The sequence below is a fragment of the Phenylobacterium sp. genome, from assembly GCF_037968635.1.
Lineage (GTDB): Bacteria > Pseudomonadota > Alphaproteobacteria > Caulobacterales > Caulobacteraceae > Phenylobacterium.
In genome coordinates this window covers 1-26709 of sequence record NZ_JBBKVV010000176.1, presented here as the reverse complement: position 1 = coordinate 26709, position 26709 = coordinate 1, and the positions used below count along the sequence as shown (strand labels likewise).

The 26709-nt window shown below is 68.8% G+C and carries 29 protein-coding genes; 15 read left to right on the top strand and 14 right to left on the bottom strand.

What is annotated here, in order from left to right; all coding sequences use genetic code 11:
• Position 1 precedes the first annotated feature (1 nt).
• A complete protein-coding gene (locus AAC997_RS19010; protein WP_340647274.1) occupies positions 2 to 934 on the top strand; it encodes a type II secretion system F family protein in 933 nt (310 codons plus the stop codon).
• Here the strand turns inward: AAC997_RS19010 and AAC997_RS19005 are convergent.
• Positions 927 to 1817, bottom strand: coding sequence for a LysR substrate-binding domain-containing protein (locus AAC997_RS19005; protein WP_340647273.1), 891 nt, complete (start codon positions 1815 to 1817; stop codon positions 927 to 929). The two genes, AAC997_RS19010 and AAC997_RS19005, sit on opposite strands and share 8 nt — an antisense overlap.
• Positions 1818 to 1927: 110 nt before the next feature.
• Here AAC997_RS19005 and AAC997_RS19000 point away from each other — a divergent pair, with 110 nt between their 5' ends.
• From AAC997_RS19000 to AAC997_RS18975, 6 genes are all read left to right on the top strand, one after another.
• Positions 1928 to 3325, top strand: a complete 1398-nt coding sequence (locus AAC997_RS19000; RefSeq protein WP_340647272.1) for a cytochrome P450 — start codon at positions 1928 to 1930, stop codon at positions 3323 to 3325.
• A gap of 106 nt (positions 3326 to 3431) precedes the next feature.
• Entirely contained in the window at positions 3432 to 4736 is a 1305-nt protein-coding gene (locus tag AAC997_RS18995; RefSeq protein ID WP_340647271.1) for a glycosyltransferase family 4 protein, read from the top strand.
• Complete coding sequence (locus tag AAC997_RS18990) at positions 4730 to 5449, top strand: class I SAM-dependent methyltransferase (protein WP_340647270.1); 720 nt, start codon at positions 4730 to 4732, stop codon at positions 5447 to 5449. Before AAC997_RS18995 ends, AAC997_RS18990 begins: the two co-directional genes overlap by 7 nt.
• On the top strand, positions 5446 to 6498 hold the full coding sequence (locus AAC997_RS18985; protein WP_340647269.1) for a hypothetical protein: 1053 nt from the start codon (positions 5446 to 5448) through the stop codon (positions 6496 to 6498). Before AAC997_RS18990 ends, AAC997_RS18985 begins: the two co-directional genes overlap by 4 nt.
• A gap of 276 nt (positions 6499 to 6774) precedes the next feature.
• Entirely contained in the window at positions 6775 to 7428 is a 654-nt protein-coding gene (locus AAC997_RS18980; RefSeq protein ID WP_340647268.1) for a class II aldolase/adducin family protein, read from the top strand.
• 16 nt (positions 7429 to 7444) lie between these two features.
• Positions 7445 to 8392 carry a PfkB family carbohydrate kinase gene (locus tag AAC997_RS18975; RefSeq protein WP_340647267.1) on the top strand — a complete coding sequence of 316 codons (948 nt, stop codon included), beginning with the start codon at positions 7445 to 7447 and terminating at the stop codon, positions 8390 to 8392.
• A 213-nt stretch (positions 8393 to 8605) separates the two neighbouring features.
• On the opposite strand, the gene AAC997_RS18970 is transcribed toward AAC997_RS18975, so the two are convergent.
• The gene (locus AAC997_RS18970) at positions 8606 to 9217 is read right to left on the bottom strand and encodes a class I SAM-dependent methyltransferase (RefSeq protein ID WP_340647266.1); all 612 of its coding nucleotides are present in this window, start codon (positions 9215 to 9217) and stop codon (positions 8606 to 8608) included.
• Positions 9218 to 9282: 65 nt separating this feature from the next.
• On the opposite strand from AAC997_RS18970, the gene AAC997_RS18965 reads away from it, so the two are divergent.
• Entirely contained in the window at positions 9283 to 10620 is a 1338-nt protein-coding gene (locus AAC997_RS18965) for a M20/M25/M40 family metallo-hydrolase (RefSeq protein ID WP_340647265.1), read from the top strand.
• Positions 10621 to 10629: 9 nt separating this feature from the next.
• Here the strand turns inward: AAC997_RS18965 and AAC997_RS18960 are convergent, their stop codons facing one another.
• On the bottom strand, positions 10630 to 11013 hold the full coding sequence (locus AAC997_RS18960) for a hypothetical protein (RefSeq protein ID WP_340647264.1): 384 nt from the start codon (positions 11011 to 11013) through the stop codon (positions 10630 to 10632).
• 52 nt (positions 11014 to 11065) lie between these two features.
• Between AAC997_RS18960 and AAC997_RS18955 the strand changes: the two genes are divergently transcribed.
• On the top strand, positions 11066 to 11776 hold the full coding sequence (locus tag AAC997_RS18955; protein ID WP_340647263.1) for a hypothetical protein: 711 nt from the start codon (positions 11066 to 11068) through the stop codon (positions 11774 to 11776).
• Positions 11777 to 11846: 70 nt separating this feature from the next.
• On the opposite strand, the gene AAC997_RS18950 is transcribed toward AAC997_RS18955, so the two are convergent.
• Genes AAC997_RS18950 through AAC997_RS18930 form a run of 5 tightly spaced genes read right to left on the bottom strand, consistent with a single transcriptional unit; the run spans position 11847 to position 15764 of the window.
• Positions 11847 to 12803 carry an alpha/beta hydrolase gene (locus AAC997_RS18950; protein ID WP_340647262.1) on the bottom strand — a complete coding sequence of 319 codons (957 nt, stop codon included), beginning with the start codon at positions 12801 to 12803 and terminating at the stop codon, positions 11847 to 11849.
• A 48-nt stretch (positions 12804 to 12851) separates the two neighbouring features.
• The gene (locus tag AAC997_RS18945) at positions 12852 to 13169 is read right to left on the bottom strand and encodes a peptidase inhibitor I78 (protein WP_340647261.1); all 318 of its coding nucleotides are present in this window, start codon (positions 13167 to 13169) and stop codon (positions 12852 to 12854) included.
• Positions 13166 to 13624 carry a DNA polymerase III subunit chi gene (locus AAC997_RS18940; protein WP_340647310.1) on the bottom strand — a complete coding sequence of 153 codons (459 nt, stop codon included), beginning with the start codon at positions 13622 to 13624 and terminating at the stop codon, positions 13166 to 13168. The genes AAC997_RS18945 and AAC997_RS18940 overlap by 4 nt, the downstream gene beginning before the upstream one ends.
• Positions 13614 to 14297: a hypothetical protein gene (locus tag AAC997_RS18935; protein ID WP_340647260.1), complete on the bottom strand. Its 684-nt coding sequence runs from the start codon at positions 14295 to 14297 to the stop codon at positions 13614 to 13616. The genes AAC997_RS18940 and AAC997_RS18935 overlap by 11 nt, the downstream gene beginning before the upstream one ends.
• A 9-nt stretch (positions 14298 to 14306) precedes the next feature.
• The gene (locus AAC997_RS18930; RefSeq protein WP_340647259.1) at positions 14307 to 15764 is read right to left on the bottom strand and encodes a leucyl aminopeptidase; all 1458 of its coding nucleotides are present in this window, start codon (positions 15762 to 15764) and stop codon (positions 14307 to 14309) included.
• Between the two features lie 160 nt (positions 15765 to 15924).
• Here AAC997_RS18930 and lptF point away from each other — a divergent pair, with 160 nt between their 5' ends.
• The 6 genes from lptF (at position 15925) to rsmA (ending at position 23725) form a co-directional block, all read left to right on the top strand.
• Positions 15925 to 17064, top strand: coding sequence for an LPS export ABC transporter permease LptF (gene lptF / locus AAC997_RS18925; RefSeq protein ID WP_340647258.1), 1140 nt, complete (start codon positions 15925 to 15927; stop codon positions 17062 to 17064).
• Positions 17061 to 18164 (top strand): LPS export ABC transporter permease LptG, encoded by a 1104-nt coding sequence (gene lptG, locus AAC997_RS18920; protein WP_340647257.1) that lies wholly within the window; start codon positions 17061 to 17063, stop codon positions 18162 to 18164. Before lptF ends, lptG begins: the two co-directional genes overlap by 4 nt.
• Before the next feature lie 61 nt (positions 18165 to 18225).
• Positions 18226 to 20502 (top strand): LPS-assembly protein LptD, encoded by a 2277-nt coding sequence (locus tag AAC997_RS18915; RefSeq protein WP_340647256.1) that lies wholly within the window; start codon positions 18226 to 18228, stop codon positions 20500 to 20502.
• Between the two features lie 69 nt (positions 20503 to 20571).
• Positions 20572 to 21906 (top strand): peptidylprolyl isomerase, encoded by a 1335-nt coding sequence (locus tag AAC997_RS18910; protein WP_340647255.1) that lies wholly within the window; start codon positions 20572 to 20574, stop codon positions 21904 to 21906.
• On the top strand, positions 21903 to 22910 hold the full coding sequence (pdxA, locus tag AAC997_RS18905; protein ID WP_340647254.1) for a 4-hydroxythreonine-4-phosphate dehydrogenase PdxA: 1008 nt from the start codon (positions 21903 to 21905) through the stop codon (positions 22908 to 22910). The genes AAC997_RS18910 and pdxA overlap by 4 nt, the downstream gene beginning before the upstream one ends.
• A complete protein-coding gene (gene rsmA / locus AAC997_RS18900) occupies positions 22910 to 23725 on the top strand; it encodes a 16S rRNA (adenine(1518)-N(6)/adenine(1519)-N(6))-dimethyltransferase RsmA (protein ID WP_340647253.1) in 816 nt (271 codons plus the stop codon). Before pdxA ends, rsmA begins: the two co-directional genes overlap by 1 nt.
• Here rsmA and AAC997_RS18895 read toward each other — a convergent pair.
• The 6 genes from AAC997_RS18895 to AAC997_RS18870 form a co-directional block, all read right to left on the bottom strand.
• The gene (locus AAC997_RS18895) at positions 23722 to 24273 is read right to left on the bottom strand and encodes a hypothetical protein (RefSeq protein ID WP_340647252.1); all 552 of its coding nucleotides are present in this window, start codon (positions 24271 to 24273) and stop codon (positions 23722 to 23724) included. The genes rsmA and AAC997_RS18895 overlap by 4 nt on opposite strands.
• Before the next feature lie 68 nt (positions 24274 to 24341).
• The gene (locus AAC997_RS18890; protein WP_340647251.1) at positions 24342 to 25109 is read right to left on the bottom strand and encodes a sulfite exporter TauE/SafE family protein; all 768 of its coding nucleotides are present in this window, start codon (positions 25107 to 25109) and stop codon (positions 24342 to 24344) included.
• Positions 25106 to 25321: a hypothetical protein gene (locus tag AAC997_RS18885; protein ID WP_340647250.1), complete on the bottom strand. Its 216-nt coding sequence runs from the start codon at positions 25319 to 25321 to the stop codon at positions 25106 to 25108. Before AAC997_RS18885 ends, AAC997_RS18890 begins: the two co-directional genes overlap by 4 nt.
• Positions 25318 to 25764: an SRPBCC domain-containing protein gene (locus AAC997_RS18880; protein ID WP_340647249.1), complete on the bottom strand. Its 447-nt coding sequence runs from the start codon at positions 25762 to 25764 to the stop codon at positions 25318 to 25320. Before AAC997_RS18880 ends, AAC997_RS18885 begins: the two co-directional genes overlap by 4 nt.
• Complete coding sequence (locus AAC997_RS18875) at positions 25764 to 26258, bottom strand: hypothetical protein (RefSeq protein WP_340647248.1); 495 nt, start codon at positions 26256 to 26258, stop codon at positions 25764 to 25766. Before AAC997_RS18875 ends, AAC997_RS18880 begins: the two co-directional genes overlap by 1 nt.
• 4 nt (positions 26259 to 26262) lie before the next feature.
• A complete protein-coding gene (locus tag AAC997_RS18870) occupies positions 26263 to 26445 on the bottom strand; it encodes a DUF3606 domain-containing protein (RefSeq protein ID WP_340647247.1) in 183 nt (60 codons plus the stop codon).
• Positions 26446 to 26709 lie beyond the last annotated feature (264 nt).

Below are 26709 nucleotides of genomic sequence, written 5' to 3'. Positions count from 1 at the left end.
GATGGACCTGCAGACCCTCATCCTGTGGTTCGGCCTGGCGATGGTCGGCCTCGGCGTGGCCGGCGGCGGCATTTTGGCCCTGGGCGAGCTGCGGGTTCGCGGCCTGCGCAAGGCACGCTTCCAGGATCCCGCCACGCCCCGGGTTGAACCCTCACGCGGCGAGGTTCGCATCCTGGGCCAGGTCACCGCCAGCGTGCGCCGCCTGGGCCAGCAGGCCGCCGTCAGCGACCCCTCCAAGGTGTCCGATGTCCGCCTGCGGCTGATCCGCGCCGGCTTCTTCGGTCGGGAGGCGGCGATCTACTATCTCGGCGCGCGGGCCGCGGCCCTGGCGGTGGCGACCCTGGGCACCATCGTCATGCTGCCCTTCGCGCTGAGGCCAGGCCACGGCATGGCGCCGGTGCTGCTGGCCGCCATCCTGGCCCTGATCGCCCTGCTCGGCCCCGACCAGGTGCTGTCCCTGCGCCAGAAGGACCGCGAGCGGGAATATGCCGACGGCTTCCCCGATCTGCTGGATTTGCTGGTGGCCTCGGTGGAGGCGGGCCTGTCCCTGGACGCCGCCGTCGGCCGGGTTACTGACGAACTGGTCCGCCGCTATCCGCGCCTGACCATCCACCTGCGTATGCTGACCCTGGAGCTCCGCGCCGGGAAGTCGCGAAAGGAGGCCTGGACCGCCTTCGCCGACCGCCTGGGCATTGATGACGCGCGCGCCTTCGCCACCATGCTGCGCCAGGCCGAGGACATGGGCACCAGCCTGGGCGAGACCCTCACGGTCTTCTCCCAGGACATGCGTCAGAAGCGGATGCTGCGGGCCGAGGAGAAGGCCCTGGCCCTGCCGGTGAAGCTCACCGTGCCGCTGATCCTGTTCATCTTCCCCTGCCTGCTGGGGGTCCTGCTGCTGCCGGCGATCTTCCGCCTGATGCAGGTGTTCAACTAGGAACCGGCACGCTCGCGGCCTCGTCCATCAGCCAGTTGCGGAAGGCCGAGGCCGCCGGCCTCGCAGGCCCCGGCGGCAGGATCAGATAGAACTGGGCCGGCGTTCGCACGAATCCCACCGGCGCCGCCAGCCGCCCGGCCTCGATGTCGGCGGCGACGTAAACGAAGGGGCTGAGCCCGACGCCCAGGCCCGCCACCGCCGCCTCCAGCATGTAGAAAAGGTGCTCATATTCGCGGTTCTGCGCGGCCTCCGGCAGGGAGAGGCCCGTGTGGCTTTCCCATTCCGACCAGGCCTGCAGATGCGGCCGGGTGTGCAGGCGCGGCAGGCTGGCGAAGGCCTTCACGCCAGGGGTCGCCCCGGTCAGCTGCGGTGCGGCGACAGGGCCGTGGAAATTGTCCAGGAAGGCGATGGCCGCCCCGCCATGGGCCGGCACGTGCTCGGTCAGGCGGATGGCGGCGTCATAGCGTTCGCGGGCGAAGTCGGCGGGCGCGAAGCTCTCGGTCACCCGCACGCGCAGGCCCGGATGCTGGTCATGAAACGACCCCAGGCGCGGGATCAGCCAACGCATCGCGAAGGTGCCCAGGCACGAGAGGTGCAGTTCCGTGTCCGCCGCCGACTTCAGGTCGGTCAGGGTCCGCTCCACCCGGTCGAAGGCGCCCGACAGCGAGGCCGCCAGCCGTTCGCCCGCATCGGTCAGCTTCAGCCGGTGCCGCGGCCCCTCGGTGAGCGCCAGGCCGACCGCCTCCTCCAGGCTGCGGATCTGCCGGCTCACCGCCCCGTGGGTGACGCAGAGCTCGTCGGCGGCCGTGGTCATCTTGCCCAGCCGCGCGAAGGCCTCGAAGGCGCGCAGGGCGGTCAGGGGTGGAAGCGAACGTCGCGTCATCGCTGGTCCATGTGATGTCACCTCACAAGAATAGCACTGTTATATCGTTTGTTGCGCTGCATCAAATTCTCCCATCCTGCCGCCAGATCACCGACCGAGGGGATAAGGTCATGAGCGACACCACAGCATTCGATTGGGCTCCCGCGCCCCGGGCGCCGTTCCGGCCCGCCATGCCCGAACGGCCCGAGGATTGGCTGCCGGTCTGGCGCGTCTTCGTCGACAAACAGGCCCAGAACCCCCTGAACGGCTGGCCCAAGCAGGCCTTCGACGACCACTACAAGGCCCGCAAGGTCTTCAACCTCAACTACCACTTCATCAGCGATCCGGCCGCCATCCAGCATGTTCTCATGGACAAGCTGGGGACCTATCCAAAGCCCGGCATCGTCAAGCGCATGCTGGCCCCGGCCATGGGCGACAGCCTGCTGACCACCGACGGCGAAGCCTGGCGCGATCAGCGCCGCATGATGGCGCCGGTCTTCACGCCGGCCATGGTGGCCGGGTTCATGCCCACCTTCGCGCAGGTTGCCCGGCAGACCGCCGACCGCTGGGCCACCGCCGACAGCGACGTCATCGACGTGGCCGCCGAAAGCGGACGCACCACCTTCGACATCATCAACGCCACCTTGTTCTCCTCGGAGGCGGGCCTCTCCATGGAGGAGGCCCATGACCACATGCTGGCGATCATGGCCGCCACCGGCCAGTACCGCATGGGGGTGATCTTCGGCGCGCCGTGGCTGGACCAGAACCCGGTCCAGTGGCGTGGCGCGGCGGGGCGCCGGTTCATCATCGGCCGGCTGGCCGACTTCATCGCCCGGCGTCAGGCCGATCCCGCCCCGCCGCAGGATTTCATGACCCGGGTCATCGACGCCTTCAGCGCCGCCCATCCGCCGAGGGCGGCCGCAAAGCTCGCCCTCGACAACGCCGTCACCTTCCTCGGCGCCGGCCATGAGACCACCGCCAACGGCCTGACCTGGGCCCTCTACCTGCTCAGCCGCGACCGCCAGGCCCAGGAATGGGCCGGAGAGGAAGCCCGCGCCGCCTGGGACGCCGGAGGCGCGCCCGAGGATATCCTCGCCCGCCTGCCCTATCTGAAGATGGTCTGGGAGGAGACCCTGCGCCTCTACCCGCCCGCCCTGCGTATCGACCGCGAGGCCGCCCAGGACGACGAGCTGTGCGGCCACAAGGTAAGCAAGGGCGACCAGATCTCCATCTGGCCGTGGATCGTCCACCGCCACCGCCGCCTGTGGGCCGATCCCGACGCCTTCAATCCGGAGAACTTCCACCCTGAGGCCAAGGCCGCCCACCACCGCTTCCAGTACATCCCCTTCGGCGCCGGCCCCCGGGTCTGCATCGGGGCGGCCTTCGCCCAGGCCGAGGGCCTGCTGGTGCTCTCCCACTGGCTGGCGCGCTTCCGTTTTCGCCCCGTCGCCGGCCACACCGTCGAACCCACCGGTGACATCGCCATCCGACCCAAGGGGGGCATGCCGCTGATCGTGGAGCGGGTTTAGTGGCCGCCCCCCGACCGCCACATATCTGACCTGAAACAACATACTCCGCCGTTCTCAGGGTTTGGTTCTAGTCCTTTTGGTCGCTGACGCGTTATGGACAGCGGCGATGCTGAAAACCCCTTCTCCCCCCGTCGGCGTCTCGGAGACGCGCGCGCGCACCGAGGTGAGCGACGCCCCGCCGCTGCGGATCGCCTTCCTGTCCTATCGGTCAGATCCCCGTGTCGGCGGACAGGGCGTCTATCTCAGCCAGGCCGCCGCCGCGCTCGCCCGCCGGGGCCACAGCGTCGATATTCTGTCAGGCCCGCCCTATCCGGACGTGCCCGAGGGCGTTCGCCTGATCAAACTGCCGTCGCTCGACCTCTACAACCAGCCGCACAACGGCCACCGCGCCCTGCGCTGGCGCCATCTGCTGAGCTGGACCGACACCGCCGAGTATTTCGGCCACTGGCTCGGCAAGTTCATGGAGCCGTGGACCTTCGGCCGTCGCGCGGCGAAATACCTGCGCGCCCACCGGCGCGACTACGACGTGGTGCTGGACAACCAGTCCCTGAGTTCGGGCCTGCTGGATATCGAACGCGCGGGTCTGCCCGTGGTCGGCGTCATCCACCACCCGATCCGCCGCGACCTGGAGCTGGCGCTCGCCGCCGAACCCAAGTGGGGCATCCGCGCCCTGATCCGCCAGTGGTACGCGTTCCTGAAGATGCAGGAGAAGGTCGCGCCACGCCTGTCAGATGTGATCCTGGTCTCCGAAGCCGCCGCGACCGACGTGGCCGCCTGCCTCGACGTCGATCGCAGAGCGATGAACGTGATCCACCTGGGCATCGACCAGGACACCTTCAAACCCCAGCCCGACATCCGCCGCCGCGACAACCGCCTGCTCACCACCGCCAGCGCCGATGTGCCGCTGAAGGGGCTGAAGCATCTGATCGAGGCCTACTCCACCCTGCTGGAGACCTATCCGCGCCTGGAGCTCGTCGTCATCGGCAAGCTGCGCGAAGGCCCCACCGCCGAACTTCTGGACGACCTCAACCTGCTGGACAGGGTCAGCTTCATCCACGACCTCAGCAACGACGAGATGGCCGAGCAATATGCCCGCGCCACCATCTGCGTGACTCCGTCGCTCTATGAAGGTTTCGGCCTGCCCGCAGCCGAGGCCATGAGCTGCGGCGCGCCTGTCGTCGTCACCGACGGCGGCTCCCTTCCCGAGGTCGTCGGCGACGCCGGCGTCGTGGTGCCCAAGGGCGACAGCGCCGCCCTGGCTCGCGGCATCGCCGCCCTGCTGGACGATCCTGCCCGCCGCGCCGACCTGGGCGCCGCCGCCCGCCAGCGCGCCCGCAAGGCCTTCTCCTGGGACCGTGCCGCCGAGGCCTATGAGGCGGTTCTGCGCCGCGCCATCGCTCGCCGATGCTGACCGTCCGTCTCGAAACCCTGGGTCTCAAGGCCGGGGACTGGGTGCTGGACCTGGGCTGCGGCGAGGGCCGTCACGTCCACGGCGTCCACATGCTGCCGGGCGTCAATGTCGTGGGCCTGGACCTCGACATCGCGAGCCTGGTGAAGGCCCGCGACGGCCTCGAGCACCTCCCGCCGGTGGCGGTTGAGGGGGCGACATCCTTCCTCTCCGGCGACGCCTACCGCCTGCCCTTCGCCGACGCCTGCTTCGACGTGGTGATCTGCTCGGAGGTGCTGGAGCACCTGCACGAATACGACCGGGCGCTGGCCGAGATTCGTCGGGTGCTGAAGCCAGGCGGCCGCTTCGTCCCCACCGTGCCCCGCGCCTGGCCCGAGCGCATCTGCTGGGCGCTGGCGCCTGGCAAGGACGGCTATGCCGACCAGCCCGGCGGCCACGTCCGCATCTTCCACGAGCCCGACCTCCGCCGCGCCATCAGCGACCTCGGCTTCGCCTATAGGGGCAAACACTACGCCCACGCCCTGCACGCCCCCTATTGGTGGCTGAAGTGCGCCTTCTGGGACCGACGCGACGACCATCCGCTGGTGAAGCTCTACCACCGCTTCCTGGTCTGGGACCTGATGGATCGCCCCGCCCTCACCCGGGTGCTGGAGGCCATCGCCAACCCTCTCGCCGGCAAGAGCGTCGCCCTCTATTTCCGCAAAGGCGCCGCATGAGCCTGGCCTTCGACCGCGTCGGCGGCCCGCTGGCGCCCTTCACCGGCGCCCTCGACGTCATCCTGGCGCAGCAACAGGCCAACGGCGCCATCCCCTGGTTCGACAAGGGGCCCTGGGACCCCTGGAACCACGCCGAATGCCTGATGGCGTTGGGCGCCATGGGCGAGTTCGACGCGGCCGACCGAGGCTTCGAATATCTCGCCTGGTCGCAGGAGCAGTCGGGCGCCTGGCTGGGCGAATACGGCAACACCCTGCCCATGGCCGACCGCCTGCACATGGCCCGCACCCCGGCGGCGGCCTTCCGGGACTCGAACTTCGCGGCCTATCCCGCCGTGGCCCTGTGGCACCGCTACCGCCTCGACAACGACCTGGCCTTCGCACGCCGCTACTGGCCGATGGTGAAATCCGCCATCGACTTCGTCCTGACCCTGCAGCACCCGGAAGGCGACATCTCCTGGAGCCAGGAAGCCTTCGGGACCGGCGCCGACGACGCGGTCCTGGCCGGTAACGCCTCGATCTTCAAGAGCCTGGACTGCGCCCTGAAGCTCGCCGACCTGCTGGGCGAACCGCAGCCGGCCTGGGCCCAAGCCAAGGACCGGCTCAGCTGCGCCATCCGCAACGCTCCGCACCGCTTCGACCGGCTGCAGGACCGCTCCGACTTCGCCATGGACTGGTACTATCCGGCCCTGGCCGGGGTGCTGTCGCCAGGCGCCTCCTTCGCCCGGCTCGAGGCCCGCGCCCCGCGCTTCGCTGTTCTCGGGCGCGGCTGCCGATGTGTGGCCAGCCAGCCCTGGGTGACGGTGGCGGAGTCCTGCGAACTGGCCATGGCCCTGCTCAGCCTCGGCGCCCGGGCCGCCGCCGGCGCTCTGATGGATTCGCAACTCAATCACCGCGACAGCGACGGCGCTTTCTGGATGGGCTGGCAGTTCGAGGAGGCGATCGTCTGGCCCCGCGAACGCCCCACCTGGACTCAGGCCGCCGCCATCCTGGCCTTCGACGCCAGGCTGGGCGCGTCAGCAGCGTCGGACGTGCTGATCGGGCGGGCCTAACTCAAACAAGATCCTCATACCCGGACGGGAATTCATCGACGCCGACCATGCTTGGTCGTGGGTCTCAAGTCCGGTCTCCGGCCCCGACCCAATTTCTGATTTCGACCCCTGGCGGAAGTCACCGGCCGCACCGGCCGGGCTCATCTCCGACGGGTCACGACCCTGGCGCAGAGCTGTTGATTATCGGGCGTCGGCGATTGACGAGCCGCAGAACCTCCCATGGTGTGATGCCGCAATGAATCGACCCGCAGGGTTCGCGCGAAAGGAAAGGCGCTGATGCCGAAGAGTTCGGAGAGGGCCGCCCGGGAGGCGTTGGCGCAGGCCTACCGCGAGGTGGTCAGGCTGGGCCTCACCGAGCTGTCGTCCGGCAACCTCAGCATGCGGTTCGGAGAGGGCATGCTGATCTCGCCCACCGGGGCGAGCGGGGACAGCATCACCGAAGACAGCCTTGTCTATGTGGGGTCCGACGAAACCTGGGAGGCTGGCCTACGGCCGTCCAGCGAGTGGCAACTCCATGCCCGCATCTACCGCGGAAGCCCGAACTCACATGCGGTGGTCCATACGCACTCGGACTACTGCGTCGCGGTGGCCTGCCATTGCAAGCCGCTGCCGGGCTTCCACTACATGGTGGGCGCATTCGGCGGCGACGACGTCCCTTGCGTGCCCTACGCGACGTTCGGGAGCGAGAGGTTGGCCGACGACGTCGCCGAAGCCCTGAAAACCCGCAGCGCCTGTCTGATGGGCAACCACGGCGCGACCGCGCGCGGCGGCAGCCTGTCCGCCGCCGTGAAGCTGGCGCACCGGCTGGAGGTGTCCTGCCGCCACTATGTGCTCGCGCGCGCGCTGGGCGAGCCTCGGCTTCTTACGGCGAAGGAGTGGGCCGACTTCCATCGCCGGGTGGGCAACACCGGCTACGGACGCTCGGCGTGATGACGGTGAGGCGCTTATGAACACCGGACTGCTCGCCATCGGTCTGACCACCTTGGATATCAATGCCTATCCTATCGATGGGCTGACGCACACAGAGCGGGCGATCCTGATCCAGGGCCTCGCCTGCGCGCCCGCGGGCACGGCTGCCGGCGCCGCCCTGGTCGCGGCCAGATTGGGCGCCAAGGTCAAGCTGGCCGGCGCCGTGGGCGACGACATGAATGGCCTCTTCGTCCGTGCAGGCCTCGAGGCCGTGGGGGTCGACACGAGCTTGCTGGCGATCCGGGCGGGTGAACGGACGTCGTCCACCCTGCTGGCCGTCGAGAGTGATGGGCGTCGGTCCAGCTTCCATTACCCGGGAACCGGCGGCGCGCCGCCAGTCGACGCAGACGTGGTCGCCGTCGCGCGCAGCAGCCGATTCGTGCACTACGCGGCTATCGGAGGCTCCACGACCGACGGCGGACCCGGCGCCCAACTGCTGCGACAGGCGAAGGCCTGCGGAGCTTTGGTGACCTGCGACCTGATTGGCCCGCGACACAGCGCGATGGACGAGATCCGCAGGATCCTGCCGCATGTCGACTATTTCATGCCCAGCGCCGCCGAAGCCGTCTTCCTGAGCGGATCGGACGACCTCTCCAATGCCGCGCAGCGATTCATCGAACTCGGCGCCAAGGCCTGTGTGATCAAGAATGGCCGCAAGGGGGCGCTCGTCGTGCTCGACGGGCAGGAGCATATGATACCGGCGTTTGCTGTCACCCCTGTCGACACTACCAGCTGCGGCGACTCCTTCTGCGCCGGCTTCATCGCCGCCCTGGATCGCGGCTGGACTCCGCTGGACGCCTGTCGTTTCGCGGGCATGACAGCCGGCTTGGTGGCGGAGGGCGTGGGCACTCTTGGCGCGCTGCAGGATTTCGACGCGACGGAGGCGGCGATGAACAGCTACGAGCTGGCGATCGAACCAGGCTGACGCTTTGGGCCGGCATTCGATTTTGGCGCTCTCGGCGCGGGGGGCTGGAATGTCGGGAGAGGCTGGCGCGGACCTGGTGGGGGGCGGTCAGGCCTACAACCACACCCCAAGACAATGCCTGGACTTCCAAACCCCAGCCGAGGTCTTCTCCAGGGTGTTGCACTTCGAACGAGAGTCCACATCCCGGCTTTCGCCGGGACGAGCGGGTGGGAACTACACCCGCCGCAACACCCGCAAACTCTTCACCGCCGCCACCTCCTCGTAGAGGTCCGACGCCAGCGCCCGCTGGTAAATCTCGAAGGGCGGGCGCCCCCCATCGGCGGGATCGGGGAAGACGTCGTGGATAGCCAGCGTCCCGCCCGGCATCAGGTGCGGGGTCCAGTGGCGCCAGTCCCCCAGCGCGTGTTCCATGGTGTGGCCGCCGTCGATGAACAGGAAGGCGAGCGGCGTCGCCCAGGCCTTGGCGATCAGGGCCGAGCGGCCCACCACCGGGAACACCACATCCTCAAGGCCAGCCCGCCGCAAGGTCGTGCGAAGGAACGGCAGGGTGTCCATGGCGTTCGCCGCGTCATCCCACAGCTCGGCGTCGTGATACGCCCAGCCCGGCTGGTTCTCCTCCGAGCCGCGATGGTGATCGACCGAGAACAACACCCCGCCCGCCGCCTGGCACGCCGTCCCCAGATAGACCGCCGACTTGCCGCAATAGGCGCCGATCTCCAGGCACGGTCCGCGCGGCGCGCAGGCCAGCGCCGCCTCATAGAGGGCCGCCCCCTCCGCCGGGTCCATGAAGCCTTTGACGCTGTCGATATCGATGGGGAGTTTCATGGCGGTGTCCTAGCAGAGCTCTCGCGGCTGGCGTAACAGTCGTCACAGGTTTTCGAAGGTCCCCCATGCGCCCTCTCCTGCTGACAGCCCTGCTCGCCTTTCCCCTGCTCACCGCCGCGGCCAAGCCGCAGCCCGAGCTGGCGCAGATCGCCAAGGCGGTTCAGCAGGCCAGGCTCCACGCCACCATCACCAAACTGGTGGGCTTCGGCACCCGCCACACGCTGTCGGATCGCACCTCGCCAACCCGTGGCATCGGCGCCGCCGAGCGCTGGACCGCCGCCGAGTTCGAGGCGATCTCCAAGGACTGCGGCGGCTGCCTGACGGTGGCGGTCCCCAAGCAGACCTTCACCGGCCGCCGCGTGCCCAATCCCACCGAGATCGGCGCGATCCTGGCCATCCAGAAGGGGACCTCCGATCCCGACCGGGTGATCGTCATCTCCGGCCACATCGACAGCCGCGTCACCGACGTGATGGACGCGACGTCCGACGCGCCGGGCGCCAATGACGACGGCTCGGGCGTTGCCGCCGTCATTGAGGCCGCCCGCGTGCTGTCCAAGCACAAGTTCCCCGCCACCCTGGTGTTCGCCGTGCTGGAGGGGGAGGAACAGGGCCTCTATGGCGGCAAGGTGCTGGCCGCCTATGCCAAGGCGCAGGGCTGGCGCGTCGAGGCCGATCTCAACAATGACATCGTCGGCAACAGCCACGGCGCCAGCGGCGTCCACAACGACCGCCAGGTCCGGGTCTTTTCCGAAGGCACAAAGGCGGTCGAAACGCCGGAACAGGCCAATGGACGCCGCTACAATGGCGGCGAGGTTGACTCACCCTCGCGCAACCTCGGGCGCTTCGCCGACAGCCTGGCCGAGACCTATCTGAAGGACCTGGACGTGGTGATGGTCTACCGCACCGACCGCTATGGCCGGGGCGGTGACCAGGTGGAGATGCTCAACGCCGGCTTCCCCGCCATCCGCATCACCGAAGCCGCCGAGCACTATGACCGCCAGCACCAGGACCTGCGCACCGAGAACGGCCGGGTCTATGGCGACACGATCGACGGCGTCGACTTCCCGTATCTCGCGAAGGTCACCCAGCTCAACGTGATGATGATGGCGGCGCTGGCCCGCGCACCGGCCCCGCCGGAGGGCGTGAAGATCGAGGGCGCGGTCTCGGCCGACACCCAGGTTTCCTGGACGGCCGTCCCCGGCGCCGCGCGCTACCGCATCCACTGGCGCGAGACCACCGCGCCCCAATGGCGGCATTCCAGGGACGTCACCGCCACATCCGAGACGCTGAAGAACATCATCATCGACGACTGGTTCTTCGGGGTCTCGGCGATCTCCGCCGACGGCTATGAGAGCCCGGTGGTCTTCCCCGGCGCGGCGGGATCGTTCAGCGTCTCCAAATAGGCGCAGGCTCTACGGCGCATAGCTCGACCGCGCCTTGACGCCCCAGTGGCCGTCCTCGTGCGTGATCACATAGATGGAATCGAACCCGCCGATCACGCTGCCGTCCTTGCGGTAGCGGCTGAAGCGGGTGTCGATGTGGACCTTGTCGGCGCCCGCATGGATCACCTCGCGGCGTTCCCAGGCCGAATGATCCCACTCCGCCAGCGCGCCCTTGTCGAACATGCCGGGCTTGTGGTCGCCCGCCTGCAGGATCACCAGGGTCCCTGAGGCCAGCCGCACGCTGGGGAAGTTGAAGGTGGCGTCCCATCGCGCCACGTCCCGCCCGTTGAACCCCGCCATGAATTCGTCCAGCACGCCCTGAGCGGCGGTGATCTCGGCTGTGAAGTCGGCCATCGTGTTCTCCCTGGTTGCTGCTAGCATCGTCCTCAAATCCAGGGAGGCAAGCATGAACAGGCTGATCATCGGCGGCGTCGCCGCACTCATCGCCACGGGCGCTCTGACCACCACGGCGGTCGTCGCCAAGGAAAAATCCACGACCACCTTCTTCATCACCAGCGTCGGCCCCGGCAAGGGCGGCGACCTGGGCGGGCTGAAGGGCGCCGACGCCTGGTGCCAGAAGCTGGCCACCCAGGCGGGCGCCGGCGATCACACCTGGCGCGCCTACCTCTCGGCGACGGCCGCCAAGGGCAAGTCCATCAACGCCCGCGACCGCATCGGAAAGGGTCCGTGGTTCAACGCCAAGGGCGTGCAGATCGCCTCCAGCCTGGATGACCTGCACAGCGAGGCCGCCCTGACCGGCAAGGCCAATTCCCTCGACGAGGCCGGGAACCCCGTCAAAGGCCGCGGCGACAGCCCCAACCAGCACGACATCATGACCGGCTCGCTCACCGATGGCCGCCTGGCCCCGCCGGTCGCCATGCCCCTGCCCGCCAATGCGCCGGCCGGAACCCCGGCCCCGGTCGCGCCGCCGAACCTGACCTGCAACAACTGGACGTCCTCCAGCGACAGCCGGACCATGGTCGGCCACCACGACCGCCAGGGCGGCGGCCAGCACCCCACCTCCTGGAACTCCGCCCACCAGACCCGCAGCTGTTCACAGCCCGACCTGGTGGCCACCGGCGGCGCGGGCCTCTTCTACTGCTTCGCCGCCAAGTGAGCGTGACAGCCGAAAGTGGACGCCGGTTTCGGCGCCCGTCACGCGACCAAGCAAAAATGGCTAGCGCTAGCTAGCTAGCCGGCAGGCCAGCCAGGAAGGCGCGCAGGTCCTTGGCCGACTGGTCGGGGATTTGCTCCATCGGCACGTGGCCGACGCCGGGATAGGTGATCAGCCTGGCGCCCGGAATGACGCCGGCCAGGCCGCGCCCGGCGGTGACGTCGATCACGGTGTCGGCCTCGCCGTGCAGGACCAGGGTCGGCGTCTTGATGGTCCCGAATACCGCCTTGTCGATCCGCCGCTGCGGGCCGTCGCGGCCTGAGGTCAGGATCGCCCGATGACCGGGGGCCAGCGCCAGCTCCACATAACGGTCCACCAGGGCCGGGGTGACCACCGACACGTCCACATAGGCCGATCTCAGACCTCTGCCGGCCAGGGGACGCGGATTGATGTTGCGCAACAGGGCGCGCCCCGCCGGGTTTCCCAGCAGCTTGAATACCACCGGCGGCTTCTCGGCGCCCTTGTCCTCGCGCGGCCAGCCGGCGGCGTCCACCAGCACCAGGCCTGTCAGCCGCTCGGGATGGGCGAGCGCATAGGCCCACGACACCCCGCCCCCCATGGAATTGCCGACGATGACGAACTTGTCGGCCTTGAGGTTCCGCGTCAGCGCGTCCACCACCGCGACATTGGTGGCCTGGGCGGCGACATAGCCCTCCGGCGCGCGGGTCAGGCCGTGGCCGGGCAGGTCCAGGCTGATGACGCGGTAGTCGGGCGCGAGGCGGGCGACCCAGGGCTCCCAGGTGTGCAGACTGGCGGCGAACCCATGCACCAGCACCACGGTCGGCCCGTCGGCCTTGCCCTGGTCGCGATAGTGGACATGGAGGCTGCCCGGCAGGTCCATGTAGTGCGAGGCCGGCCCGCCGTACTTGGCCTCCAGGGTCGCATAGGGGATGTCCTTGGCGGTCAGCGCACATCCGGCCAGGGCCAGGCCCGCCCCGATCACCACCAGCAGTCCGACAACCCACTTCATGCCCGCCTCCTCGTTTTGGTGAGGAGCGCAGACTGACGCTTGGTCAGGTCAACCGCACTTCACCTCTTTCACGATCCCGGTCTGGGCGTCGTAGAAGAAGTTCAGCCGCCGCGCGCTGTAGTCGAGAGTCACCGGGCAGGTGGTGCAGGCCACCCGCTGCAGGGCCGGCAGCACCGGGATCGGGATCTGGCTGCGCGACCGCCCCACATATTTTTGCGCCTCGGCGGCGCCGCACTGGTCGGCCGGCGCCGGCGGTGGTGGCGGGGGGCGATAGACCGGCGGCGGCGGCGGCGGAGCCGGCGCTTGGCTGGCGCAGGAGGCCATCAATGTGAAGAGGGCCGCGCCCGCGAGGATCTTGATCTTCATGCCTGCTTCTCCCAACCGCGACCCTGCTGTTTCCAATACGAGGCCGGCAGCCCCTTGGCCTTCACCGACCGCCATTGGCGGCGCGCCGTGGCCAGGGCGTCTTCGTCGCCGCCATCGAACAAGACCACGCACCGGGTGTAGTCGCCAAGCTCACCCGGCTCGGCGCCGTCCACCAGAAACAGGGCGTCGGCCGCGTTGAGGTTCTCATCGCCTGTGGTGAGCAGGATCGGTTGCCGCGCCGCGCCCGGCTCGTCGGCTGGGGCATGGGGCAGGAAACTCTCGTCGCGATAGGCCCACAGCCAGCCGTCCAGGTGCTCCACCCGCTGCGGCCCCGTCGCGCGCACGATCGCCTTCCAGCCCCGCGCCAGGGTCTTTTCCAACAGCTCCGGCAGGGCCTGGTCCAGGCCCGTACGCTCCAGATGGTAAAACCAGACTTCGCAGGCCTCAGCCATGATCGCCTCGAACCAGGTTCACCAGGGCGCTCGCCACCTCGTCGGCATGGGTCATCATCGCCAGATGATGCCGCGCCAGGCGGAGGGTGGGAATACCCTGCTCGCGGGCGACCTTGGCCTCGTCCTCATAGGCCTTGGAGAGCCGCAGATAGGCCCAGCCCACCGGCAGATCGAGCTGCGGCGCGGTCTCTTCCAGATACGCAAGCGGGGTCGGCGTCAGTTCGCGGACGAAGGTTTCCCGGGCTTCACCCTCCGGCAGGGTGGCCGCCAGCGCGCCGGGCGGGAACCACTGGTCCCAGGCCGGAACCTGACCGTCCACGACCCTGGCGCGCAGCGAGGCGCCCAAGCTCGGCGCGGCGGTCTGAAACCAGGTCCGTCCTGGATGCGGCAGGATCGCGTCGACGAAGATCACCTGGCTCACCCCGCCATTCGCCGCCGCGACCACGGAGGCCGCCAGCGAACCGGCGCCCGAATGGACCACCAGCACCACGGGATGCATCGCCGCGATCTGCGCGGCCACGCCGGCCGCCAGAGCGCCATAGAAGGGCGCCTCGACCCGGTCCCAGGCCGGCAGAGTCGGCGCCGCGGCCCAGATCCCGCGTTCGGCGAAGTCCTTCACCACCGCGCGCCAGCAGCTCGCGCCCACCAGCGGGCTATGCAGCAGGGCGAGGCGCAAGGCCGGCGATCAGCCTTCGTACTTGTCGGCCACCATGCGGTTCAGCAGCCGCACGCCGAAACCGGTCGCGCCCTCGGGAATGGTGGGGATCGGCGACGGCGACTTCCAGGCGGTCCCGGCGATATCCAGGTGGGCCCAGGGCACATCATTGACGAAGCGCTGGATGAACAGGGCCGCAGTGATCGAGCCCCCGGCGCGGCCGCCGGTGTTCTTCACGTCGGCGATCACCGAGTCGATCTTCTTGTCATAGTGGGTCGGCAGGGGCAGGCGCCACAGGGGCTCCTCCTCGGCCTTCGACGCGGCCAGGAGATTCTCCGACAACTCATCGTTATTGCTGAACAACCCACCGACATCGTCGCCGAGCGCGACGATGATGGCGCCCGTCAGGGTGGCCAGGTCGACCATGAACTTGGGCTTGAACCGCTGCTGGCAGTACCAGATGGCGTCAGCCAGGACCAAACGCCCCTCGGCGTCGGTATTGATGATCTCGATGGTCTGGCCCGACATCGAGGTGACCACGTCGCCAGGACGCTGAGCGTCGCCGTCGGGCATGTTCTCCACCAGGCCCAGGATGCCCACCGCATTCACCTTGGCCTTGCGGGCGGCCAGGATGTGCATCAGGCCCGACACGGCGGCCGCGCCGCCCATGTCGGTCTTCATGTGCTCCATGCCCTCGGCGCCCTTGATGCTGATGCCACCGGTGTCGAAGGTGACGCCCTTGCCGACAAAGGCGATGGGCTGGGCCTTCTTGTCGTCGGCGCCGTTCCATTTCAGGATGGCCAGCTGACTGTCGCGAACGCTTCCCTGCCCCACGCCCAGCAGCGAGCCCATGCCCAGCTTCATCATCTCGGCCTCGCCGAGGATCTCGACCTCCAGTCCGAGGGACTCCAGGGCCTTCACCCGCTTGGCGAACTCGGCGGGGTAAAGGACGTTCGGCGGCTCGGACACCAGATCGCGGGAGAAGCTGATGGCGTCGGCCAGGGCCGCCAGGTCCTTGAAGGCGGCGGTCGCGGCGGCCGCGTCGCCGGTGACGATCTCGACCTTGGTGATCGTGGGCTTCTTCTCGGCGGCTTCCTTGGTGCGGTATCGGTCGAACCGGTAGGAGGCCAGGCGCACACCAAAGGCCGCCTTCGCCGCCTGCCCCGCATCGCCGGAAAGCTGGACCCGCAAGGTGGTCAGGCCGGAGGTCTTCGTGGCGTTATAGGCGCTCGCGGCGGCGTTCTCGGCGCCCATGCCGTCGAATGCGTCAGCCTTGCCCACCCCCACCAGCACCACGCGGGCGGCGTCGGAACCGCCAGGGGCCAGCAGGTCCAGGGTCTGGCCCTTGGCGCCCGTGAACCGGCTGCCGGCGACGGCTTTCGCAAAGGCGCCGCCGTGGACCCCGGCGGCTTCACCCTCGAACACGACGATCGCCAGGGCGCTTTTTTCACCAAGCGCGGCGTCGGCCGCGACGAACTGAATATCCATGGATTTCTCTCAAACTTCTCGACCCGGCGCGGCGAGCGCCCTGAACCTAACCCAGCCTCACCGTTCGTGCGGCGGTTGTGTGGCGGGGCGACGCATGGTTTAGAGCAGCTTCCCGTTCTGGGCGCGGCAAATATCTTGGCCCGCCATATATTTCTTGCCGATGCGCCTGATCGATCGATATCTGCTCCGTCAGCTCTTGGGGCCGACCGTCCTGGCGACGGCGGCGTTGACGGCGGTCGCCCTGCTTTCCACCAGTCTCTCGCAGCTCGACATCATCGTCAGCCAGCGCCAGAGCGCCCTCGTCTTCCTTGAAGTGACCCTGCTGGCCATGCCGCAGCTGATCAACATGGTCATGCCCATCGCCCTGCTGGTGGCCGCCCTCGTGGCCCTCAACCGTCTGCATGTGGAGCAGGAGATCGTCGTCTGCTTCGCGGGCGGCATGAGCCGTTGGCGGGTGATCTCCCCGGCCCTGCGGCTCGCCGGTGTCGTCACCCTCATCGCGCTCTTCATGAACCTCTGGGTGCAGCCGGCCGCCTCGCGGCAGATGCGGGAAACCCTGTTCCAGGTCCGCACCGATCTGGCCTCCACCCTTGTCCGCGAGGGGGAGTTCACCGAGCCCGCCCCAGGCCTCACCGTCTACGCCCAGTCGGTGGACAACGGCGGCCTGATCCACAACCTGTTCATCCACCAGACCAAGGACGACGGCGGCGCCACCACCTACACCGCTGACGAAGGCCGGGTGGTCAAGCGCGGCGACAAGCCGGTCCTGCTGATGCGCAAGGGCTCCAACCAGGAGTTCAGCCGCACCGGCGTGCTGAACTTCCTGTCCTTCGACGAGTACGTCTTCGACCTGTCGACCTTCCTGGAGAGCGAGGAGATGGTCCACTACAAACCCTCCGATCGCTACCTGCACGAGCTGTTCTTCCCCGACCTCCAGCAGATCTGGGAGACCCAGAACCGCGACAAGCTGCTGGCCGAGGGCAACGCCCGCCTCACCACCCCGCTGTACAACCTCACCTTCATGAGCTTCGCCTTGCTGGCCATCATCGGCGGCGGCTTCTCGCGCCTGGGCTATGGCCGGCGCATCGCCGTCATCGCGGCCGCGGCGGTGGCCGTTCGCATCCTGGGCTTCGTGGTCCAGGCCGCCTGCGAGTCCGAGCCCTGGCTCAACCTCCTGCAATATGTGGTGCCCCTGGGCGCCATGGGCCTGGCCCTGCGCGGCATCTTCAAGCAGCGGGTCAACCGCTTCATCGACGTGCGCAAACGCCCGGCCCGCATCGCCCGGCTGAAGCCCGCATGATCGGCGCCGGTCGCCTCGAACGCTACGTCCTGCTGCGCACCTTCACCGGTGTCGGGGCGGCCCTGGCGGTGATCTCCGCGGTGATCCTGCTGGTGCAGTTCGTCGACCTGTCGCGCTCGGTGGGCGTCCGCGCCGACGTGGGGGTCGCCCAGCTCTTCGGCCTGACCCTGCTGAAGGCCCCGGCCCTGATCCTGTTGCTTTTGCCCTTCGTCTTCCTGGCCGGCGGCATCAGCGCCTATGTGGGCCTGAACCGCTCCAGCGAGCTGGTGGCCATGCGCGCGGCGGGCATCTCGGCCTGGCGCTTCATCCTGCCCTCGGCGGCGGCGGCCTTCGTCGTCGGGATCCTGGCCGTCACCGCCTTCAATCCGCTGGCCTCAGCGCTCAGCGCCCGCTTCGAGACCGATCGCGCCGGCCTGATGGAAAACTATCTCACCGACGCGCCCAAGGAGGTGTGGCTGCGCCAGGGCGACGACCGCAACCAGATCGTCATCCATGCCAAGGCCCGCGACGCCGTGGCGGGTCGGGTCCGCCTGAAGGGCGTCTCGCTCTTCGTCTACCAGAAGAACAAGGACGGTCTGCCGGAGTTCAAGCGCCGCCTGGAGGCCGCGGAGGCCGAGCTGCTCCCGGGCTTCTGGAAACTCACCGACGTGCGCGAGGCCACCGCTGGCGAAAGCTCGGTGCGTTCGGACTCACTGTCGATCCGCTCCACCCTGGATTCCGAATCGGCGATGGAGCGGTTCGCTTCGCCCGACGCCATCGCCTTCTGGCGCCTGCCCGCCGCTATCCACCAGACCGAGCAGGCAGGTTTCTCCGCCGATGGCTACCGGCTGCGCTTCCAGCAATTGCTGGCCACCCCCCTGTTGTTCGCCGCCATGTCGGTGTTGGCTGCGGCCTTCTCGCTGCGGCTGGCCCGCCTGGGCGGCCTGGGCGCGCTCGCCGGGGTCGGGGTGGCCGTCGGTTTCATCTTCTTTTTCTTCAATGAATTCTCCGGCGCGCTCGCCGATGCGGAGATCATTCCGCTCTATGCGGCGGCCTGGGCGCCGCCCTTGGTCGCCCTGCTGTCCGGCCTGACCTTGCTCTGCTACACCGAAGACGGTTGAATCGTTGGCGTTCCCCGCTATCCATCCGCCCACAGTCGCCCGGAGGGGGTTTCCTAGCTTCATGAGTCGCGGTCGCCTTCCCGTCTCCGTTAAGCGCGGCCTGCTGGCCAGCGTGGCGGTCATCGTCGTTTCGATGGCGGCGCAGGCCCATGCCCAGTCGCCGGCCAAGCCGTCGGTCGACGGGCTCGAGGCGGGTCAGCTCTACATGGAAGCCGAGCTCGTCATCCGTGACGACAAGAACAAGATCACCACGGCGCGTGGCGAGGCCGAGGTCCGCTACGAGGGCCGCACCCTGCGCGCCGACGAACTGGTCTATGACGAAACCCGGGGCGTCGTCACCGCCAAGGGCCACGTCCAGATCATCAACGAGGACGGCAGCGTCGAATATGCCGACGAGCTGACCCTGGACGATCAGATGAAGGCCGGTGTCGCCACCGGCTTCGCCGCGCGTATGGCGCCCAGCATCAAGATGGCCGCCGCCACCGCCGTCAAACGCAGCGACCGCGTCAACGAACTGAACCGCGCCATCTACACCCCCTGTGAGATCTGCGCCGCCGACGGATCGCCCAAGACCCCCACCTGGTCCATCAAGGCCGACAAGGTGGTGCAGGACCGCGACCGTCAGCTCGTCTACTACCGCAACGCCGTGATCCGGGTGTTCGGGGCCCCGGTGCTGTACCTGCCGCTGTTCTGGCACCCGGACCCGCAGGCGGTCCGCAAGTCCGGCTTCCTGCCGCCCAAGCTCGGAATTTCCAACCGGCGGGGCGTCAGCTACGAGCAGCCCTATCTTCAGGTTCTCTCACCGTCTTCAGATATTACGCTAAGCCCCCAGATTAACACGAAAGTTAATCCATTCTTCAACGGACGCTACCGCAAGCGGTTCTACTCCGGCTCGCTCGATGCACGCTTCGGCTACACCTACGACACCGACTTCGACGGCAAGGGGAATGGCTTCGGCGACAGCACCAGCCGCAGCTACATCCTGGCTGCCGGGCAGTTCGCCATCGACGAGAAGTGGAACTGGGGTTTCACGGCCGAGCGCACCTCCGATGAGTTGCTGTTCGACAAGTACGAGGTCGGCGACGTCTACGCCACGCGCGGCGCCTATCTGGCCGACGATCGCCGCCTGATCTCCCAGGTTTACGCGACCCGCCAGGACCAGAGGTCCTATTTCTCGGCTGCGGCCTTCTCCATCCAGGGTTTGCGCCCCGGTGACAACGACCGCGCCTTCCCCATCGTCGGCCCTCTGATCGAGGCCCGCTGGGAACCCGAAGCCAATATCGCCGGCGGCCGATTGCGCCTGCTGGGATCTGCCGTGGCGCTGACCCGCGAGCAGTCGACGGATGTCTCAACCCCGGGTCTGCCGGGCCTCGACAGCCGCCGGGTCACCGGCGAGGCTGACTGGCGCGCCACCTACACCGCCCCCGCCGGCATAAGGGTTTCGCCCTTCCTGAACGTGCGCGGCGACGCCTACAGCCTCGACGACCTGAACGGCGTCGCGGGGACATCCAAGACCCTGTCGCGCGGCCTGTTGGTGGCCGGGGCGGACATCACCTGGCCCTTCGTGCGGCGCTTCTCCGAGGCCACGGTGATCCTGGAGCCTATCGTCCAGGTCGCGGCCTCCCCCGACGCCAAACAGGTGGTGGTGGGAACCTCCGCCGCCGGGGCGCCGATCTATCTCAACGAAGACTCCATCGCGTTCGAGTTCGATGAGACCAACCTGTTCCGGGCCAACAAATTCCCTGGCTACGACCTCTATGAGGACGGCCTGCGAGTGAACGCCGGTGGCCGGGCCTCGGTGTTCTGGGACGATGGCCGTCGCGCCAGCCTGCTGGTGGGGCGCAGCTTCCGGAACGAGAGCAACGACGTGTTCTCGACCCAGAGCGGCCTGCGTCAGACCAAGTCAGACTGGATCGTCGCCGCCGACGCCCAGCCCATCAAAGGCGTCTCATTTTTCGCCCGTACACGCTTGGATTCAGACGACTTTACGGTTCAGCGCGCGGAGGCCGGCGCGAACATCTCCATGAAGCGGGCCAACGGCTATTTCCGCTACCTGCGCGACCGCGCCGACGCCAATGGGACCAAGGTGGAGAACCTCGACCTGGGCGGCGACCTCTTCCTCACGGAACACTGGGGCGTCACCGCCTACGGCAACCGCGACCTGGTCCAGGACGCCTGGGTGATCCGCGACCTCGGGATCACCTATCGCGACGATTGCACCCGCGTGGACATCATCTATCGGCGCGAAGACACTGTAATCGGACGGCTAGGTCCGACCGAGTCTTTGGCCATACGCCTCACCCTCGCCACATTGGGCGGACCGTTGTATGCGAACTGAAAATCGCCACCGAACTGGCCTTCGCATCGACCTGCTCATGGCCATCGCCTCCAAGGAAACCCTCCACCCATGATGCGTGTGCGCAATGTCACGGGCCTCTCGGCGCGCGGCGCCGCCCTGGCGCTCGCCCTGGCCACCACGGCTCTGCCCCAGGTTCTCTGGGCCCAGGAAGCGGCGCCCGAGGCGGCCGCGCCCGTCGCACCGGCCGGGATCAATGAGTCCGTGGCCGCAGTGGTCAATGACGACATCATCTCGACCTATGATCTCGCCCAGCGCATGCGCCTGCTGATCGCCACGTCCGGTGTGCAGCCGACCCAGCAGAACCTGCCCCAGTTCCAGCGCGAAGCCCTGGTCGGCCTGGTGGACGAACGCCTGCAACTTCAGGAACTGCGCCGCGTCGAACGCGACCAGAAAATGGAGATCATCGCCACCGACGACGAGGTCACCGAAGAACTGTCCGAAATGGCCAAGGGCAACAACATGTCCCTGGAGCAGTTCCTGGGCAATCTGAAGGTCCAGAACATCGGTGAGGAGACCCTGCGCCAGGAGGTCCGCGCCAACACCAGCTGGCAGCGCTGGATCCGCGGCCGCTATGGCTCGCGCCTCCGCATCGGCGACGATCAGGTCAAGGCCGTGCAGCAGCGGCTCGCCGCCGCCGCCAGCAAGCCCCAGTACCAGATCAGCGAAGTCTTCATCGACGCCAACCGCGTCGGCGGCATGGACGTCGCCGTGACCGGCGCCGGCCAGCTCATCACCCAGATGCAGCAGGGCGCGCCCTTCCCCGCCGTGGCCCGCCAGTTCTCGGCCGCCGCCACCGCCGCGGCCGGCGGCGACGCCGGCTGGATCACCGCCGGCGAGATGGCTCCGGAAATCGACTCCGCTCTTGACCAGATGCGTCCCGGTCAACTGTCGCGCCCGATCCAGGTCAAGGACGGCGTCTACATCATCTATCTCCGCGACAAGCGGGCCGGGGCCGGCGGCATGATCGTCAACCTGAAGCAGGCCGCCGTCGGCCTGCCCCAGACCGCCGACCAGGCCGCCGTGGACGCCGCCACCGTCAAACTGACCGCCCTGCGCGCCACCGTCACCGGCTGTGGTGACCTGGAGGCCCAGGCCGCCAAGACACCGGGCGTCATCGCCGGCGACCTCGGCGAGGCCGAGATCAAGGACCTGGCGCCCGCCTTCCGCGACGCCGCCGAGGGCCTGGAAGCCGGTCAGATCTCCCAGCCGATCCGCACCAGCGCGGGCCTGCACCTGCTGGCCGTCTGCGCCAAGCGCGCCAGCGGCCAGGATGGCCAGTCCAAGGAGCAGATCGAGAACCGCCTGTTCGGACAGCAACTGTCCATGATCGCCCGGCGTTACATGCGTGACCTCAGGAACTCGGCGACAATCGAGACCAAGTGAAAACCGGACCTCTCGCGCTCACCCTTGGTGACCCTGCCGGAATCGGCCCGGAGATCATCGTCAAGGCGTGGGCGCAGCTCCGGCAGACCGGCCCCGCCTTCCTCGTGGTGGGCGACAGCCAGTCTCTGGCCTCTGCGTCCGGCTCCGGCGGCGCCATCGTGCGCCCCGTCATCTCGCCCGACGAGGCGGCCAGGGTCTTCTCCGAAGCCATCCCCGTCCTCGACATCCCCCTGCGCGCGCCGGTGGTCTCGGGCCAGCCCACCTCGGCGGCGGCCAAGTCGGTGATCCAGTGGATCGAAACCGCCGTGGGCCTGGCGCTGTCGGGGCAGGTCTCGGGCGTCGTCACCGCGCCTGTCGCCAAGGCCCCGCTCTATGAGGCCGGCTTCGCCTTCCCAGGCCACACAGAGTTCCTGGGAGAGCTGACCCAGGCCACCCGCTTCGACGGGGCGCGGGGCCCGATCATGATGTTGGCGGTGCCCGGCCTGCGCACCACCCTGGTCACCGTCCACGAGCCCATCGCCCAGGTGCCCTCGGCCCTGACCATTGAGAAGGTGGTCAATGCCGGCCTGGTCACCGCCCAGGCCCTGCGTCGCGACTTCGGCGTCGAGGTCCCGCGCCTGGCCGTGGCCGGCCTCAACCCCCACGCCGGCGAGAGCGGGACCATCGGCCACGAGGAGCATGACATCATCGCCCCCGCCATCCGCGCCCTGCGCGACCTCGGCGTCGACGCCGTCGGCCCCACCCCCGCCGACAGCCTGTTCCCGGAGGAGATGCGCGCCCGTTATGACGCCGCGCTCTGCATGTATCATGATCAGGCGCTTATCCCCGTGAAAATGCTCGACTTCTGGGGCGGCGTTAATGTGACTCTGGGCCTGCCCATCGTGCGCACATCGCCCGACCACGGCACCGCCTTCGACATCGCCGGCCGGGGTCTCGCCCGCGCCGACAGCCTGATCGCCGCCATCCGAATGGCTGACGAGATCGCCACCCGCCGCGCGGCCTGATGGACCTCGAACACCTTCCGCCCCTGCGCGACGTCCTCGACGCTCACGGTCTCGCGGCCAAGAAGAGCTTCGGCCAGCACTTCCTGTTTGACCTGAACATCACCCGCAAGATCGCCCGCCTCGGCGGCGTCAGCGCGGGCGACCACGTCATCGAGGTCGGCCCCGGCCCGGGCGGCCTGACGCGCGCCCTGCTGGAGACCGGCGCCCAGGTGACCGCCGTGGAGAAGGACCCCCGCTTCCTGCCCCTGCTGGCCGAGCTGCGCGAGGCCGCGAACGGCGCGCTGACTGTCCACCTGGACGACGCGCTGACCGCCGACGAGGCCGCCCTGGCCGCCGGACGCCCCACCGCCATTGTCTCCAACCTGCCCTACAATGTCGGCACGCCCCTGCTCATCAAGTGGCTGACCGGGCCGTTCCAGCCCACCTCTCTGACCCTGATGTTCCAGAAGGAAGTCGCCGAGCGGATCGTCGCCGCGCCGGGCTCCGAGGCCTATGGCCGCCTGGCGGTCATCGCCCAGGCCACGGCGGATGCAAAGATGGTGATGGAGGTCTCGCCGCGCGCCTTTACCCCGCCGCCCAAGGTGACCTCGGCCGTCGTCCATCTGGTCCCGCATGCCCAGCGCCTGGACCAGGCCCTGCTGGACGCCCTGCAGACCCTGACCGCCGCCGCCTTCGGCCAGCGCCGCAAGATGCTCCGCTCCAGCCTCAAGCAGCTGGGCGGCGAGGCGATCTGCGAGGCCGCCGGGATCGACCCGTCACGCCGGGCCGAGACCCTGGATGTGGAAGAGTTCCTGAACCTCGCCCGCGCTCGCTAGCGCGCCAGGTCCATGGCGTCGTTGCTGCAGGCGCCTTCGCCCGGCCCGTCGTTCAACCTGTGCCAGTCCGGTCCGCGGTCCATGCGCGCCGAACAGCGCGGCGAAGCCCCTTGCGACGAGAAGGCCATCCCGATCGACTGCCGCTCGCCCTGGCCACGCCCGTAGCCGCCGCCATATCCATAGCCGCCGTATTCGCCGTAGTTGCCGTAGGGGTTGTTGCGGCTCTTGCTCACCGCCACGGCCAGGGTTCCGGTCTCGCCGATCGGGATGACGCTCAGCGCCGAGAAGCTGCGATAGCCGCCGGTGCCGACGCCGACACTGACCTCCCCATGCATCCTGCGCTCGCCAGGCGTCACCCCGTCCACCCCCTCGTCGTCGAGGCTGGGCATGGGGGCAGACTTGATGAACCGGTCGATCTGCGCCGCCGTCGAGGTGTCGGCCACCGGGGCCGGGGTGGAGGAGGCCGTGCTCACCGCCTCCTCGGCCTGAGCCACGCTAGCGGCCGCCGCCAGGGCGATGCCGGCCATCCAGACTGTTACGCGGCTCATCGGCGGAACTCCTTCGACCCCCAAGCTCGCCCGCGAATGCGGCGCGCTGAGGGCGCGGAGGTTTCACTCTAGGCCATCAACGACACTGCGCCATCCCAGGCCAGCTTGCCCCCCACCACGATCAGCAGGCCATAGATGATCCTGTAGAAGGCCTGGCCTGGCACGCGGCGCACCAGCCACACCCCGGCCCAGGTCGAGGCGATGGCCAGGGGCAACAGCACAGCCGAGGTCGCCAGGCTCTGGTGGCTGAACTGCCCCAGCGCCAGATAGGCGGGAACCTTGATCCAGTTCACCACGGCGAAGAAGATGGCGCTGGTGCCGATGAACACGTCGCGGGCCAACTGCTTGGGCAGGACGTACATCTGGAACGGCGGCCCGCCGGCATGGCTGATCTGGCTGGTGAACCCCGCCGCGATCCCCGCCAGCACCCCGCGCCAGGGCACGCCCTCCACCCGCGCCGCCCGCACCGGCGCCCGGGCCCGTTCCAGCCACAGCCGCTGCAGCGCGAACACCACCGACACCGCCCCCACCGCCAGCGCCACGGCGCCGGGCTTGACGAAGGCGGCCAGGGCGAAGCCGGCGAATATCCCCACCGCCGCGCTGGGCAGCATCAGGATCAGGATGCCCCGATCCCAGGTCTTGCGGAACGCCCAGACGCTGACCACGTCCTGCACGATCAGGATCGGCAGGGTGATGGAGGCCGCCACCACCGGCGACACCGCCAGCGCCATCAAAGGCACCGCGATCACCCCGATCCCGGCGAACCCGCCCTTGGCCAGCCCCAGCAGGATCACCGCCGGCACGGCGAAGGCGTAGAACCACGGGTCGGTGATCACCGGCGACGGCCCGTCATGTCCGATCCCGTCACCACGTCGGTGTCAGGCCCGCCGTCGCGGATGGTCTTGTCGCGATAGATCACCGCCCCGATCAGGTTCGGCCTCCGCCGCACGGCCGCGCAGAAGTCCGCCCAGTGCTCGCTGGGAACCCATAGGCAGGGCGAGCGCGGATCCTCGTCGATGGCCAGGTCCACCAGGTCACGGATGGTCATCCTCCGACCGCCGCCACCCGCGCGGCCAGGGCGAGGTTCACCGCCTCATAGGCCGGGACGAAATCCCGCGCGATCTGGGTCTTGGAGAAGGTCATCGCGATCACGCCGGCCAGGTCCTCGCCGTGCAGCACCCGCGTCCCACCACCGACCGCCTCCAGGGTGAAGTGGTGCCGCCCCCGGAACAGCAACGGCACATGCCCGGCCCAGGCCAGGGCCTTGCCCGGCTCGCAGTCGACCAGGGTCACGGTCTGGGAAATGGTCGCGCCAGGCTTGGCCGAGGCCAGGTTGCGGAACACCATGGGGATCCTGGCCCCCAACACCGCCGCCCCATGCGCCTCCAGGTTCAGCGGGTTCCACTGCGGATACCGCGCGAAGTCGGCCAGCACAGCCCACACCGCCTCGGGCGACGCCGCGATCACCGCCTGGGTCCGTATCCGGTGCATCACCTCGCCCCCGTCTTGCCGTCCAGCCCATGTGCGCGCCGACCCCAGCCGTTGCACGCCTCCAGGAATTTCGTGACGGCGCCCGCCCCCCCGATCGCGGCCTTGGGGACCACCACCGGCGCCCCGCGGTCCAAGACCAGCACCACCTGCTCCGGCGTCTCCCGGATCATCGCCACCCGCAGCCAGCTCAGCAAGTCGCCGTCGCCCAGCCGCAATCCCTGTGGGCCCACCTCCAGGGTCACCTCACGCCCCGGCGGCCCGGGCCGCCCCAGCCACCAGGCCTGGGCCGCCTGACAGGCCAGCCAGAACGCCGCGCCGCCCACCAGGGCGCCGACGATCCCCAGCACCGGCCCGTCGCCGATCGCGCCGAACCCCGCGACGCCCAGCACGGCGGCGCCCGTCACCCCGGGCCAGAACCACAACCGCCGCGACGGGTCACGCGCCGCCATGCGCCGCCCCACCGCCAGGTCCTGCGGCGTCAGCTGGTAGCGCACGGGCTCAGCGCTTCTTGCCGAGCTCGAGGCCGATGTCCTTCACCATCATCCCCACCTTGCGATAGGCGTTGATGATCTGATCGTCGGTCACACCCCAGCGCTTGGCCCAGTACTGCACCTGGTGCCGCTCCTTGGGATCCAGCCGCGGCGAATCCCGGAAATCACGCTTGCCCTTGGGTTCGGCCATGTCGGGGCTCCTTGTTTGCTTGCGGCCTGGAGTGTCACCGACTCCCTGATTGGGCAAGCCAAGATGCTCCCCTCCTGGGGGAGCTGGCGGCGAAGCTGACTGAGGGGGACTTTGACTTCTGTTTGGGGGGCGAAGCTGTCGCCTACGGCGATCCCCCTCCGACCCGGACCTCCGGTCTGGGCCACCTCCCCCACATCGGCGCCGCGCGCCTGGGGAAGGATCTGGAGTCTCGCCAACACCCTGCCCCACCCCCTAAGCTCACCC

Coding starts and splice junctions, on each gene's coding strand:
- AAC997_RS19010 (WP_340647274.1), top strand. CDS start 2: ATGGACCTGCAGACCCTCATCCTGTGGTTCGGCCTGGCGATGGTCGGC.
- AAC997_RS19005 (WP_340647273.1), bottom strand. CDS start 1,817: ATGACGCGACGTTCGCTTCCACCCCTGACCGCCCTGCGCGCCTTCGAG.
- AAC997_RS19000 (WP_340647272.1), top strand. CDS start 1,928: ATGAGCGACACCACAGCATTCGATTGGGCTCCCGCGCCCCGGGCGCCG.
- AAC997_RS18995 (WP_340647271.1), top strand. CDS start 3,432: ATGCTGAAAACCCCTTCTCCCCCCGTCGGCGTCTCGGAGACGCGCGCG.
- AAC997_RS18990 (WP_340647270.1), top strand. CDS start 4,730: ATGCTGACCGTCCGTCTCGAAACCCTGGGTCTCAAGGCCGGGGACTGG.
- AAC997_RS18985 (WP_340647269.1), top strand. CDS start 5,446: ATGAGCCTGGCCTTCGACCGCGTCGGCGGCCCGCTGGCGCCCTTCACC.
- AAC997_RS18980 (WP_340647268.1), top strand. CDS start 6,775: ATGCCGAAGAGTTCGGAGAGGGCCGCCCGGGAGGCGTTGGCGCAGGCC.
- AAC997_RS18975 (WP_340647267.1), top strand. CDS start 7,445: ATGAACACCGGACTGCTCGCCATCGGTCTGACCACCTTGGATATCAAT.
- AAC997_RS18970 (WP_340647266.1), bottom strand. CDS start 9,217: ATGAAACTCCCCATCGATATCGACAGCGTCAAAGGCTTCATGGACCCG.
- AAC997_RS18965 (WP_340647265.1), top strand. CDS start 9,283: ATGCGCCCTCTCCTGCTGACAGCCCTGCTCGCCTTTCCCCTGCTCACC.
- AAC997_RS18960 (WP_340647264.1), bottom strand. CDS start 11,013: ATGGCCGACTTCACAGCCGAGATCACCGCCGCTCAGGGCGTGCTGGAC.
- AAC997_RS18955 (WP_340647263.1), top strand. CDS start 11,066: ATGAACAGGCTGATCATCGGCGGCGTCGCCGCACTCATCGCCACGGGC.
- AAC997_RS18950 (WP_340647262.1), bottom strand. CDS start 12,803: ATGAAGTGGGTTGTCGGACTGCTGGTGGTGATCGGGGCGGGCCTGGCC.
- AAC997_RS18945 (WP_340647261.1), bottom strand. CDS start 13,169: ATGAAGATCAAGATCCTCGCGGGCGCGGCCCTCTTCACATTGATGGCC.
- AAC997_RS18930 (WP_340647259.1), bottom strand. CDS start 15,764: ATGGATATTCAGTTCGTCGCGGCCGACGCCGCGCTTGGTGAAAAAAGC.
- lptF (WP_340647258.1), top strand. CDS start 15,925: ATGCGCCTGATCGATCGATATCTGCTCCGTCAGCTCTTGGGGCCGACC.
- lptG (WP_340647257.1), top strand. CDS start 17,061: ATGATCGGCGCCGGTCGCCTCGAACGCTACGTCCTGCTGCGCACCTTC.
- AAC997_RS18915 (WP_340647256.1), top strand. CDS start 18,226: ATGAGTCGCGGTCGCCTTCCCGTCTCCGTTAAGCGCGGCCTGCTGGCC.
- AAC997_RS18910 (WP_340647255.1), top strand. CDS start 20,572: ATGATGCGTGTGCGCAATGTCACGGGCCTCTCGGCGCGCGGCGCCGCC.
- rsmA (WP_340647253.1), top strand. CDS start 22,910: ATGGACCTCGAACACCTTCCGCCCCTGCGCGACGTCCTCGACGCTCAC.
- AAC997_RS18895 (WP_340647252.1), bottom strand. CDS start 24,273: ATGAGCCGCGTAACAGTCTGGATGGCCGGCATCGCCCTGGCGGCGGCC.
- AAC997_RS18885 (WP_340647250.1), bottom strand. CDS start 25,321: ATGACCATCCGTGACCTGGTGGACCTGGCCATCGACGAGGATCCGCGC.
- AAC997_RS18880 (WP_340647249.1), bottom strand. CDS start 25,764: ATGCACCGGATACGGACCCAGGCGGTGATCGCGGCGTCGCCCGAGGCG.
- AAC997_RS18870 (WP_340647247.1), bottom strand. CDS start 26,445: ATGGCCGAACCCAAGGGCAAGCGTGATTTCCGGGATTCGCCGCGGCTG.